The sequence below is a fragment of the Nostoc sp. genome (assembly GCF_036917575.1).
GTDB lineage: Bacteria > Cyanobacteriota > Cyanobacteriia > Cyanobacteriales > Nostocaceae > Nostoc.
Genome location: NZ_JBALDC010000043.1, coordinates 23502 through 35799 on the forward strand (window position 1 = coordinate 23502; position 12298 = coordinate 35799).

A 12298-nucleotide genomic window follows, 5' to 3' on the forward strand; every position below is an offset into this window, starting at 1 on the left:
TTGAGATTTATTTCTCCCGTCTCTTCTGTTTAATTGCATAGCCGTAGGGCAAAGACCAGTTCGGTTCCTCATCCAAGCTGCAACGGGCACGAATTGACCAATATGGATCGCGGAGCATTTCTCGACCGACGAGAACCAAATCTGCACATCCACGAGTAATTACTTGGTTGGCATACTCAGCCTCCTTGATCATCCCTACAGCCCCTGTCCTAATCCCAGCCTCTTCTCGGATTTTGGCAGCAAAAGGCACTTGATAACCTGTCTGCACGGGAATCCTAGCATGAGGGACTAAGCCTCCTGTGGAAACATCGATTAAATCAACGCCTAATTCCTTTAGTTCACGGGATAATATAACTGACTGCTCGATATCCCAACCTCCCTCTACCCAGTCGGTAGCAGAGAGGCGTACAAAAAGCGGCATCCCACTTGGCAGAATCTCTCGGATTCGTCTTGTCACCTCCAGTAATAAACGCATTCGGTTCTCCAACGAACCTCCGTAACGATCTGTTCGTTGATTACTTAGCGGTGAAAGAAAAGAATGCAGTAGGTATCCATGAGCCGAGTGGATTTCGATAATCTCAAAGCCCGCTTGCAGGGCACGCCCGGCTGTGGTAACGAAGGCTTGAATCACCTCTTCAATCCCAGCCTCATCGAGGGGTATGGGAATGGGGCCGCCCTCTTGAAACGGAATTGGGCTTGCCCCGATTACCGGCCAAGCCCCTTGTTCAGGTGTTAACGGTGTACCACCCAGCCACGGAACATTGCAACTCGCCTTCCGGCCAGCATGAGCTAATTGAATCCCGGCGATCGCTCCTTGTTGGTGAAGGAAGCGCACAATCCGAGCTAGTGGCTCGATTTGCATATCATCCCAAAGACCAAGATCGCCAGGGGTGATTCGTCCTTGGGATGTCACGGCTGTTGCTTCCACTATAATCAGCCCAGTACCTCCAACAGCCCTACTCCCCAAATGGACAAAGTGCCAATCATTGGCGACTCCATTCTCTGCTGAATATTGACACATTGGTGACATTGCTATGCGATCGGGCAGGGTGATATCTCGAATTTTCAGTGGACTAAACAAGTCTACTTCTGGTACATCCGAGTCGTGCAAACTCGTTGATTGACAGCCAGGGGAATCTATGGATTTTAATTCTGTCTGGGCTGGAGATGATGGCAAGGTAGTTAAGTTCTCTGTAGTCATGCTGTTACTTTTGCGTGCTTTGTGGATTAAGACCCAGTGTCCGAGTTAGCTCGTCGAAATCGATTCTGGATAAGTTTTAGATATTGGGTGTCTGATATTTTGTCGCTTACCAAACGATTTTTAACTAATCGCCATAATTCCCCATCCCTCTATAGGGTAAGGATGTAAGGAAATTGCAAATAAAAAATATCCCATTACACAGGGACAAGGAACACAAGGAGGACAAGGTAAAATTTCCTCTCTTATCTCCCCCATCTTCCCCTGCTCCCCCTGCGTCCCCTGCTTGCCTCATAGCCCTGCAAACCACTCATAGCCCTGATCCTCCCAATAGCCTTTAGTAGGTAACAAATTACTAACAAAGGTAATTTGAGTTACCCACTTGCTTTGCTTATAGCCCAGTTTGATTGGGGATGCTAGACGCATGGGCGCACCATTATCAACTGATAAAGGTTGTCCATTCTTTTGATAAGCCATGAGAGTTTGAGGATGGACAGCAGAGGCAATATCCCAGCTTTCATAGTAGCCATCAGCAGATTTGAAGTAGACATAGCGGACGTTTGATTTCGGCTGTACCAGCGCTACTAAGTCTCGTAATCGCACGCCTCCCCATTGAACGATCGCAGCCCAGCCTTCAACACAGACATGGCGAATTACCATTGAAGTCAAGGGAAGTTTTTGAATGTCTGCTATGCTCAATTGCATCGGATTACTAACCTCGCCATCAATTTTCAGGCGAAACTGCGCCGGATCAATTTGCGGGGTGAAGTCAAAGGTATTGATCAGCAACTTGTCTGCTTCTATGGCGCTGACAGAAAATTCTGGTGCTGGTTTCTGAGATAACAGGAGTGCTTCAAGACGTTCATTCAGTGGCTCAGATATTTGCCGCAGATTATCTGAGAACAAATTTGTCCCACAGCCACCTAAAAGAAAGCCTACCCCTGAAAGTCCAGATACTTGCAGTAACCGACGACGGGATAAGGTACGTTTGGGAAGAATCAGACTCATAAAACCTCTACAAAAACATAGATTTCACTAAACGGATGCTTCCTACCTTCAAGGCAAGTAAAGAATGAGCAACTGTAAACAGTATGACAGTGGGAACAGTGATAAAGTGAACAGTGCGTAGAGTTTGCCAACTACCAAACAGCGCGGAAAGCCAATGCAATTGGGCAGGTTTGTACATCGCCAGACCGCTCAAAATTGCCAGCAGCAACACTGGAATGATAGCAGTATAAACTAGCCGATGCCATGCGTAGTTTTTGCGCTTTGGGTTCTGGCTGATTTGCAATGCTTTTAAGTCACCGCGATCGGCAAACCGACGTTGCCAACGACGAGTTATAAAGATATAAAGTCCATACCAAAGTAAATTTAGCGAAAACAGCCACATAGCAGCAAAATGCCAGTTTCTGCCACCTGCTAGCCAGCCTCCTAGCAACAGAAAGTCAGGAAAATGCCAACCTTCACGCCCTCCAAATACCGGATTAGCATTATAGATTTGTAGTCCGCTAGCAATCATCAAGATGAGACTGATGATATTAATCCAGTGAAAAATCTTTGATAGGAAAGTCTGACTTGGTGTTGAGCGAACTTTACGTTTAGATGAGGTCATACCAATTTTGGATTTTAGATTGTTCCCAGTCAGACTTTTGGATTTGAGATTTTTATATTATTCCCAGGTAGACTTTTGGATTAGGTCTTCTAATCCAAAATCTAAAATTGGCACGTTTCACAGAGGTTGAGAGGGAAAGAACAAAGCCAGCCAAAGTTGTATCTCGATCGCCGATGCTCCTGTCCCAAGATTTATTTCGGTGAAAAAAGTGTGGAACTGTAATGTATTGCAATTGCAACAAGCCATCGGCTTTCATTAGCCATCGCCGCAGTCTTCACCTGCCTGCACCAGTTTTTGTAATTAGCCGATATCAATTATCAATATGCAGAAAGTTTTTTTGCATAGCGATGCCTACACTAATTATACTTAAAGAAATAAGGTATTGTATATTGCAAAATAATGCTGACATTTTTTTTTCTAGTAGCGATCGCTCGAAAGCAACTGATAGATCGAGCTTGAGATTGTCAAGAGTCGGCACTTGTCGATTTGCTTACTGGTTTAAATATGAACGATTTAGGCTTAGTTTTAACAGAGGAAAAATTTTGGTTGTTAAGCCCGGAAAGCTTATAGCAAGCACACCAGAAGACTAGCCTAGGAGCAAGCGGCTTGCCAAAAATCCCCAGAGGCGATCGCATCGTCACAGCCAGAGGTACACCATGACCAACACTAACAGCAACCGAGACGACGAACTGGAGTTAATCAGACTACTCAAGTAGAATTTCTGGCGACAGTCTTTGAAAACAAAAACAAAGTTATATTTGATGATTCTCATACTAGAGAAGTACTTCAACTTTAATGGAAGTATAAAGTCGCTGATGAGATTAAAGGTTAGGTAGAGAGACTAAAAGAGTTAGGAACTTATTTTTTAGAGTAAATAAAAGTTAAAAGTTAAGTAACTGCTGTAAATATTCGTGCAAATCTGATTATCAGATCAGCGTTAACTAACGATTCGGGTGGGCACTGTTACCCACCCTAACACTTTAACTTGCTACTGCCTCAGCAGGGGCTGCCTCAGCAGCAGCTACGGGTGAATAAACACTAACTTTTTTACGAGTTTTACCCTTTCTCTCAAACGTCACAACACCGTCGATTAAGGCAAACAAAGTGTCATCGCTACCAATACCGACATTGTTACCAGGGTGGAATTTAGTACCACGCTGACGCACAAGAATGTTTCCTGCACGTACAGCTTGACCGCCATAACGCTTGACACCCAGACGTTGGGCATTAGAATCACGACCGTTGCGTGTACTACCTGTTCCTTTCTTATGAGCCATATATTTCCTCTTGTGTATCTACTTCTTTTATTATTCAGCAGCGGTTTCAACTTCTTCAGCAGCAGTGTCATCTACAAGGGGAGTTTCCTTCTCCGCTTCTCCTTGGGCAGCAAACACTGCACCGTTAAGAGTGATGGAGTCAATCATAAGTCTGGTAATTTCCTGACGATGCCCCCGCTTTTTGCGGGTTTTCTTTTTCGGCTTCATTTTGTATACCAGAACTTTACGACCTCTGTAATGTCGCATTACAGTCCCTTCTACAGTCGCACCTGTTACTAATGGCTGTCCAATGGTGACTTCGCCATCGTGCTGCACGAGTAATACGGAATCTATCGTAATTTTTTCATCGGGTTCGATCGCAAGCAATTCAATATCATAAAACCGCCCTGGCTCTACTCGTATTTGTTTGCCGCCAGTTTCAATAATCGCGTAGGTCATGGAATTGTCCTTGAGGTTGCCGTACAGGTAGCTGGTTTCTATCTCTTGTAGAGATGCTTTTGCCAGCCTTTGTAATATGTCTACCTGATCCGAGCAGGAATTAGACAGACAATCTAACATACTATTTTATTAACAAGCGTCAAGTCAAGCTAGACGAGAATTTTTTTGGTAATTATCCTTATGTATGTTTTTAACCAATGCATAACACTTATTGATATTGCAATATCTGCGTAATTTTCTCAAAAAAAGAGTGATATAAAACTAAAGGAAAATATCTTTACTTTAAATGAGCAAGGAGTATTTATATGCATTATTCTTTTAGCACTTGCTTGCAAAATAGACTTCATCGCCAGAGCTTACTGAGTACGAGTGTGTTAGTTTCTCTAACTTTGATCTCACCCTTGTTTGTAACCAATTCAGGAATATTGAGTGCATCAGCACAAACACAAACAGTCCAGAAGCGCACAGAAGAGGCTTTACGTCTCTATCAAGTAGGCGAACAGCAGTATAATCAAGGTCAGTTGAGCCAAGCCCTAGAGACATTTCAACGGGTTTTAGTTATTTATCGAGAAATTGGCGATCGCTCTCACCAAGCGAAGACCTTTAATAATATTGGGGAAGTTTATAACGATATCAGTCAGTACCCCAAAGCTTTAGAGTTTTATCAGCAAGCAAATGCTATTACCAAACAAATCGGTGATACACAGGGGTCAGGTGCAACACTTAGAGGTATTGGGTCAGTTTACAACAACATCGATCAGTACCCCAAAGCTTTAGAGTTCTACCAACAAGCCTTATCCATTGCCAAACAAATTAACAACAACAAAGAGGAAAGTAAGACACTCAATGGTATTGGGGAACTTTACTATAAACAAAGTCAGTACCCCAAAGCTTTAGAGTTCTACCAACAAGCAAATACTATTGCTAAACAAATCGGCGACAACAAAGGGGAAATTCAAACCCTTAATAGTATTGGAGAAGTTTACTCTAGGCAGAGTCAGTATGCCAAAGCTTTAGAGTCCTATCAACAAGCAAATAGTATTGCTAAACAAAGCGGCGACAAAAAAGAGGAAAGTCAGGCCCTCAATAGTATTGGAAAGTTTTACTCTAGCCAGAGTCAGTACGCCAAAGCATTAGAGTTTTACCAGCAAGCAAATGGCATTGCCAAACAAATCGGCAACAAGAAAGGGGAAGTTGAGTCCCTCAACAGTATTGGGGCAGTTTATGACGACCTCAGTCAGTATGGCATAGCCTTAGAGTTTTTTGAGCAAGCAAATACCATTGCCAAACAAATCGGCGACAAAGAGGGAGAAGGTGCAAACCTCACAGATATTGGGTCAGTTTACTCTAGCCAGCGTCAGTACAAAAAAGCTCTAGAGTTCTACCAACAAGCAAATGCCATTTACCAACAAATCGGCAGCAAAGCCAAAGAAGGTACAACCTTGAATAGCATTGGGGATGCTTACTCCATTCAAGGTCAATACCCCAAAGCCTTAGAGTTTTACCAGCAAGCCTTAGAGATTACCAAACAAATTGGCAACAAAGAGGGAGAAGGTGCAAATCTGGCAAGTATGGGAGGATTTTACCACAGTCAGAGTCAGTATCCCAAAGCCTTAGAGTTTTACCAGCAAGCCTTAGCTATTTACAAACAAATAGGCAGCAAAGCCAAAGAAGCCTCTGCTCTCAACGGCATCGGGTCAGTTTATTATGGACAGAAGCAGTACCCTAAAGCCTTAGAGGTTATTGAGCAAGCGTTAGCAATTCACAAACAAATTGGCAGCAAAGCAGGGGAAGGTACAACCCTCAATAATATAGGAGCATTTTACTACAGCCAGAGTCAGTATCCCAAAGCTTTAGAGTTTTTTGGGCAAGCCTTAGCAATTAATAAAGAAATTGGCAACAAGTCAACAGAAGGTATAACTCTCAACAGTATTGGGGCAGTTTACTATAAACAGCGTGAGTACAAAAAAGCCTTAGAGTTTTTTGGACAAGCTTTAGTCATTTACCAACAAACTGGCTCTATTAGAAGTGAATGCATAACCCTGAAAAACATTGGAGCAATCTACACTAACTATAATCAAAATCCCAGATCCTTAAACTTGTATCGGCAAGCTTTAGGAACTTGCAAAAAAATTGGCATTAAGCTTTGATATGATACCAATTTCAATGCTATTGAGCTGAGTCTGAGCAGTAGTATTTCTTGCTCAGATTTTTTTCTATTCCCTGGGGCTTAATTATCATTTTTATTTACTTGGAGGCATAGTCTGCGATCGCCTACCTTCCCATATCATGAAGTAGACTGAATTCTTATAAAAACAACATAGCAAAACATACGTAATTTCACCAAACCCTTACTAGATAAGGAGATTGATAAAAAATAGCCTAAACGAGCAAACGCCCAAACCCAAGCTATTGAAGGATTATATATTTTAGATGCGTTTGCCCTAATCTCCTATGTCTTTACCTGCTTAATTTATGAGTTAGGATGGCTATATTTTCATTAGGTGATATGAAAAGAATAGAAGTTGAGCAAAGAACTATTTTAATTGGTTTGGCTGGTAGCCACGGTTATGGTTTAAATCGCCCTGATTCCGACTTTGATTATCGGGGAGTATTTATCGCACCCAAAAGGTACTACTTGGGATTTGATCGTATAGAACAAAAAGACGCTGGTTGGGATGAACCAGGTCTTTTTCCATTCGTTGATGGTAACAAAGATACAGTTATATATGAATTAAGAAAAATCCTCCAGTTATTAGCGGGCGCAAATCCCAATGTTTTAGAATTGCTGTGGTTGAATAACTATCCTTTTTTAAGTACAGTCGGACAGCATTTAATCGCTCAAAGACAGTTATTTTTGAGTAAGAAGGTAAAACATACTTATACAGGTTATGCCTTTGCTCAAATCAAAAAGATGGAAACTCATCGTAAGTGGTTGTTAAAGCCACCACAAAAAAAACCAATACCATCTGACTTCGCCATAGAAGACGAAGCACCTTTGAGCAAAGATGAATTAAATGCTTTTCTGGAGTATCTTTATAACTTAATTAGAGGACGGATTGAATTTTTGGAAGAAGCAGAACAATTATATCAATTGCTGACAGCAGATATTGATTTTAAAGGAGTGTTAAAACAATATACTTTACCCGATAAAACTTTGGAATATACCCAAAAGTTAACCAATAGCCGGAAAGATTTTATCCGTCTACTTCAGAAAAGTCAAAGCTATCAAATAGCTTTAAGAGAATGGAAAGCTTACTTATCTTGGCAGGAAAATAGAAATCCAGCTAGAGCAGAAATGGAAAGAAAGTCGGGTTTTGACTTAAAACATGGAATGCACTGCATTAGATTGTTACGCAGTGGAGTAGAAATATTGCAGCAAGGTGAAGTGATTGTAGATAGGAGAACATCTGGTGATGTTGAAGATTTAAAAGCTATTTTAAAAGGTGAGTATTCTTATGAGCAGGTGATGAGAATGGCAGAAGATTTAGTCGCCGAAATGGAAATTGTTTGCGAACAATCTGCCTTACCTCATAAACCTGATTTGGAGCAAATTAATCAGTTGTGTATGGAATTAGTGGAAATGCAAGGATGGAGTCATTAGTCATTGGCTGTGAACAAATGACTAGCTAGAGAGTGTACATCAAGTCAGCAAAGCCATAGAGGCTGATGATTAGTAATAGAAATGCTGTAAGTTGGGTAATTCGTCTCTGGGGTGAAGGGGCGATCGCTTCCCGCACTAAGATAGAAATAGATGCCCCAACTACTAAACTCAAGCCTAAGATTAAATAGGGTATATCATTGGGTAAAATACTAGCTACTGCCAACATAGCGATCGCTAATAAGAGCATCAATAATTCTACAAACCTGGGCGGGTTGTATTGGCTAGATAGAACAAAGCTGTTGAACCAAAAAGACCAAATTCTCATATTTTAGTGCTGAGTGCTGTTAGCGGTAGCGGGGCGTTTAGCCCGTAATAAGTGAGGAGTTAGGAGTTATATATAGTCAGTGCTGAGTGAGGAATTAGATAAAATTGTGAGATATGAAGCAGCTTTCCATTCAAAACTCTTAACTATTAATTCTTCACTGGAGGCGGAGCGTTTCCGGCTCCGCTCTTAACTTTTAACCCCTAGTCCCTAACTTTTGACCTGTGCCGTTTTTTTGTGCAGTATCACTTTCTGGTAGTTCGACGCCAAAAACACGGCTAAAAACTTTGGCGACTTTGTAGCCAGAATCAATCGATTCTAAAGGGTCTTTCCGCAGTCTGTGACGCAAACATAGTGTAATTACGCGATGAATATCATCAACTGTAACTTCAGTGCGTCCTTCATAAGCTGTTAAAGCTTTGGCAGCGCGGTTACTAACAATGTCACCCCGCAAACCATCCACATCCAATTCTGAACAGACTTCAGAAATTTTCACCCGCAAATCGTAGTCAATTTTCACTTCTGGCAAAAGCTGTTGAGCATTGACAATTTGCTCTTGTAATGCTTCTTGCTGGGGTTTGTAGTTTTCGAGAAATACTGGCGGATTTTGGTCAAAATCCGCCCGTTGTTCCACGATTTGCACCCGCAAGGCTGGTTCTTTGACCGTGTGAATTTCTGCGTGCATCCCAAAGCGATCGAGTAATTGGGGGCGTAGTTCGCCTTCTTCGGGGTTTCCAGAACCGACAAGCACAAAACGTGCAGGGTGACGAATAGAAATACCTTCCCGTTCTACAGTGTTCCATCCACTGGCAGCGGAGTCGAGTAACACGTCTACAAGGTGGTCATCTAGTAAGTTGACTTCATCCACATAGAGAATGCCGCGATTAGCCTTTGCCAAGAGTCCCGGTTCAAAAGCTTTGACACCTTCAGATAAAGCTTTCTCAATGTCGATTGTGCCACAAACTCGGTCTTCTGTAGCTCCTAGCGGCAAATCTACCATTTGGACTTTTTTGTGAGCTACGGGAATTTCCGCCCCTTGTTCTAAAAGTTGGCGGACTTCATCGCTCATCAAGTCGGGATCGCTAGGATCGCTACTGAAGGGGTCATTAGCAACCACAGAAATTTCTGGTAGCAGATCTGCCAGCGCCCGGATAGTTGTGGATTTCCCGGTGCCGCGATCGCCCATAATCATTACACCACCAATTTTGGGGTCAATCACGTTCAATAGCAGCGCCAGTTTCATTTCTTCCTGGCCGACAATTGCCGTAAAAGGAAATACTACGCGACGCGCACTTGCCGTGGATTGAGCAGTTGGACTCACTAAATTACCTTAACAATATTTTTCTTATTACAGTTCTTTATTGTGACACAGGTGGGGTGTGGGGGAATGTGAAGATCGGGAAGCGGCGGGCAGGGGTGAATTATTGAACAAGTCTCTCTTTTCTCTTCCCAATGCCGCATTCCCCATACCAAAAATATCTATTGGGCACAAATGCTTACTAGCTGCGTCAACTATCTTAATTTGTCTGCTTTAGTTTTTTTTGGTGCAAAAGTTCCATAAGCAAGGAACGAACAACTACTAACTCATCAATTTTGTACTAAGCATAAATACTTGTAAACTTATATGGTTAGTAGATTCAATCGTAAAAGCGAGCAGTGGCTTGTGTGGGTAGCTAATGCATCATTCAAATCCATGAAATCATCATTTATTGTTCAAAGTTGGCGGCGACTACTCAAGTCTCTTTTTCCGATTCTTGTTTTAATATCGTTGATTACTGTGTTGTTGGTGGACAGTTTCACCCCTGCGATCACCGAAGGTGGGCGCTTCAGCGCCATCGCACAGATACCCCGTCAGGAAATTCGCGGGGTTTGGATGACCACTAATGATTTTGATACCCTCAAGAATCGAGACAAAGTACACGATGCAGTCAGTCAACTGCGGCGGATGAACTTCAACACAATCTATCCTGTGGTATGGAATTCTGGCTATGTAATGCATCCTAGTGCCCTAGCACAACGCGCAGGTATTCAGCCTTTTGTCTACAAAGGTTCAGATGGACATGATATTTTCGCAGACCTAATTAACCAAGCTCATCACCAAGGATTGCTAGTAATTCCCTGGTTTGAGTTTGGCTTCATGGCTCCCCCAACGTCAGAACTAGCAATGAATTACCCGGATTGGTTCACACAAAAGCAGGATGGTAGCCAAACTTCAATCAGTGCGGCTGGTGAGGTGATGTGGCTCAATCCGTTCCTTCCACAAGTGCAACAGTTCATCACTAATCTTGTGCTGGAAACTGTTACTCAATATGATGCTGATGGCATTCAGTTTGACGATCATACGAGTTTGCCTCACGAGTTTGGCTACGATCGCTATACAGTTGCTTTGTACACCAAAGAAACCAAGAATCCTCCCCCAAAAAATCCTCAAGATGCAGCATGGGTAAAATGGCGCGCAGATAAGATTACGGCATTCATGGTAAAACTTAATCAAGCTGTGAAACAGAAAAAACCCCAGGCGATTTTCTCTGTTTCTCCTAATTACTATGATTTAGCCTACAAGTTTCACTTGCAAGATTGGCTAGGTTGGATGCGACAAAATATTGTGGACGAGTTAATTGTGCAAATTTATCGTCCCGATTTGAAAAGTTTTGTGGCAAATATTTCCCGCGCAGAAATTAAAGAAGCACAACAAAGAATTCCAACTGGAGTTGGCATTATGACAGGGTTACGAAATAATCCAGTTCCCATGCAGCAAATTAAGTCTCAGGTGCGGGCTGCCCAAGAACGAGGTCTAGGCATAATTTTCTTTTATTATGAAAGTCTTTGGAACGATGCTCTAGAATCTTTAAATGAGCGACAAGCCGGATTTAAAAATCTTTTTCCATCTCCTGCACTCCGCGCCAGGGTTGAATAAATTTTCTGTTTAAGATAATGTTAATCAGTTCGTAGTAAAGACTTTAGTCTTTATTTTCTAAGCATTAAAGTGCTTACTACAAACTCTTCATTACTAACTTGATATAACTTCTTACTTCCCACTCCCTACTCTTAATTCAGCATGGCAATCTTCTACCGAAGTGCGTTGTTGCATGGCACTAACTAAAGTCTCGTAGCTAGACCAATTTTCTTCTAGTAGAGTTTTTGCCTGGAGGGCATGAAAACGTAGTTTTTGCTGGAAAACTGATTCAGAAAAGCCCAAAATTGTCAAGACTCCTATCAGTTTGCTTTTGTCATCAGTTCCACCCTCAGCATTATTAAAAACCAGGGTTTCAGCAGCAATACCCGCCATCCAAACAGTGTAGTAGCGGTCTAGCATTTGGGCACTGATTTTACCCACTTCTAGTTGAGATGCTAATTCGCCATCATCAAAGCTAACGCCGCCTTGGCCTGATTGCCCCTGTTTCCAGGCTTCCCAAGCGCTGAGTGTGTAGCCTGTAACAGGAATACCCAACAGGTAAGCAACCAAGAAATGTCCTGCTTCGTGGTGGACGATGCGATCGCGGTGTTCTTTTGAAAAACCAGCAATCCAATCTAAAAAGATAGTACCACCCTTACCCTGCAAGCTGAAACTATCTAATGTTGCTATGCCTAAGATAGTGAAGGTAGCAAGTGCTGGGACTGCTGGTGATAAGTTTAAGAATGGCCCCAGCAGTACTGATAGGGTCATGAGAAAGATAGATATTGCAACTAAATTGAGGCTAGTTTGGCTCATTGAGAGTTTTCTGAGTATCTGTTTAATCTTTCTACATTATGAAGCGATATTTTCGACGGGCAAAGATGCAGCACAGCTTTTGTATCAAGCTATAGCAGGAGGCAGGAGGCAGAGGGCAGGAGGCAGGAGGTAAAA

Annotated in this window: 11 protein-coding genes; 3 read left to right on the plus strand and 8 right to left on the minus strand. The window is 42.4% G+C overall.

Annotated elements, in window-relative coordinates:
• Positions 1-7 precede the first annotated feature (7 nt).
• The 5 genes from V7K79_RS11355 to rplU form a co-directional block, all read right to left on the minus strand.
• Entirely contained in the window at positions 8-1201 is a 1194-nt protein-coding gene (locus V7K79_RS11355) for an NADH:flavin oxidoreductase/NADH oxidase (protein ID WP_335047623.1), read from the minus strand.
• 288 nt (positions 1202-1489) lie between these two features.
• Positions 1490-2206: a molybdopterin-dependent oxidoreductase gene (locus V7K79_RS11360; protein WP_335047625.1), complete on the minus strand. Its 717-nt coding sequence runs from the start codon at positions 2204-2206 to the stop codon at positions 1490-1492.
• A gap of 7 nt (positions 2207-2213) precedes the next feature.
• A complete protein-coding gene (locus V7K79_RS11365) occupies positions 2214-2810 on the minus strand; it encodes a cytochrome b/b6 domain-containing protein (protein ID WP_335047628.1) in 597 nt (198 codons plus the stop codon).
• Positions 2811-3790: 980 nt separating this feature from the next.
• Positions 3791-4087, minus strand: coding sequence for a 50S ribosomal protein L27 (gene rpmA, locus V7K79_RS11370; protein ID WP_335047631.1), 297 nt, complete (start codon positions 4085-4087; stop codon positions 3791-3793).
• Between the two features lie 30 nt (positions 4088-4117).
• Complete coding sequence (rplU, locus tag V7K79_RS11375) at positions 4118-4525, minus strand: 50S ribosomal protein L21 (protein WP_335047678.1); 408 nt, start codon at positions 4523-4525, stop codon at positions 4118-4120.
• A 305-nt stretch (positions 4526-4830) separates the two neighbouring features.
• Here rplU and V7K79_RS11380 point away from each other — a divergent pair, with 305 nt between their 5' ends.
• Together V7K79_RS11380 and V7K79_RS11385 are read left to right on the plus strand one after the other, a co-directional pair.
• Positions 4831-6675: a tetratricopeptide repeat protein gene (locus V7K79_RS11380; protein ID WP_335047633.1), complete on the plus strand. Its 1845-nt coding sequence runs from the start codon at positions 4831-4833 to the stop codon at positions 6673-6675.
• Between the two features lie 359 nt (positions 6676-7034).
• Positions 7035-8129 (plus strand): nucleotidyltransferase domain-containing protein, encoded by a 1095-nt coding sequence (locus tag V7K79_RS11385; RefSeq protein ID WP_335047681.1) that lies wholly within the window; start codon positions 7035-7037, stop codon positions 8127-8129.
• Positions 8130-8154: 25 nt separating this feature from the next.
• Here V7K79_RS11385 and V7K79_RS11390 read toward each other — a convergent pair whose 3' ends face one another.
• Positions 8155-8454 (minus strand): hypothetical protein, encoded by a 300-nt coding sequence (locus V7K79_RS11390; RefSeq protein WP_335047634.1) that lies wholly within the window; start codon positions 8452-8454, stop codon positions 8155-8157.
• A gap of 193 nt (positions 8455-8647) precedes the next feature.
• Positions 8648-9772: a magnesium chelatase ATPase subunit I gene (gene bchI, locus V7K79_RS11395; protein ID WP_335047636.1), complete on the minus strand. Its 1125-nt coding sequence runs from the start codon at positions 9770-9772 to the stop codon at positions 8648-8650.
• Between the two features lie 303 nt (positions 9773-10075).
• Between bchI and V7K79_RS11400 the strand changes: the two genes are divergently transcribed.
• A complete protein-coding gene (locus V7K79_RS11400) occupies positions 10076-11368 on the plus strand; it encodes a glycoside hydrolase family 10 protein (protein WP_335047638.1) in 1293 nt (430 codons plus the stop codon).
• Between the two features lie 111 nt (positions 11369-11479).
• Here the strand turns inward: V7K79_RS11400 and V7K79_RS11405 are convergent, their stop codons facing one another.
• Positions 11480-12163, minus strand: coding sequence for an ATP-dependent Zn protease (locus tag V7K79_RS11405; RefSeq protein WP_335047639.1), 684 nt, complete (start codon positions 12161-12163; stop codon positions 11480-11482).
• Positions 12164-12298 lie beyond the last annotated feature (135 nt).

Bases quoted from the DNA above. Each gene is read 5' to 3' on its own strand.
- V7K79_RS11390 (WP_335047634.1), bottom strand. From the start codon at position 8,454: ATGAGAATTTGGTCTTTTTGGTTCAACAGCTTTGTTCTATCTAGCCAA.
- V7K79_RS11400 (WP_335047638.1), top strand. From the start codon at position 10,076: ATGGTTAGTAGATTCAATCGTAAAAGCGAGCAGTGGCTTGTGTGGGTA.
- V7K79_RS11360 (WP_335047625.1), bottom strand. From the start codon at position 2,206: ATGAGTCTGATTCTTCCCAAACGTACCTTATCCCGTCGTCGGTTACTG.
- V7K79_RS11365 (WP_335047628.1), bottom strand. From the start codon at position 2,810: ATGACCTCATCTAAACGTAAAGTTCGCTCAACACCAAGTCAGACTTTC.
- V7K79_RS11355 (WP_335047623.1), bottom strand. From the start codon at position 1,201: ATGACTACAGAGAACTTAACTACCTTGCCATCATCTCCAGCCCAGACA.
- V7K79_RS11405 (WP_335047639.1), bottom strand. From the start codon at position 12,163: ATGAGCCAAACTAGCCTCAATTTAGTTGCAATATCTATCTTTCTCATG.
- rpmA (WP_335047631.1), bottom strand. From the start codon at position 4,087: ATGGCTCATAAGAAAGGAACAGGTAGTACACGCAACGGTCGTGATTCT.
- rplU (WP_335047678.1), bottom strand. From the start codon at position 4,525: ATGACCTACGCGATTATTGAAACTGGCGGCAAACAAATACGAGTAGAG.
- V7K79_RS11385 (WP_335047681.1), top strand. From the start codon at position 7,035: ATGAAAAGAATAGAAGTTGAGCAAAGAACTATTTTAATTGGTTTGGCT.
- V7K79_RS11380 (WP_335047633.1), top strand. From the start codon at position 4,831: ATGCATTATTCTTTTAGCACTTGCTTGCAAAATAGACTTCATCGCCAG.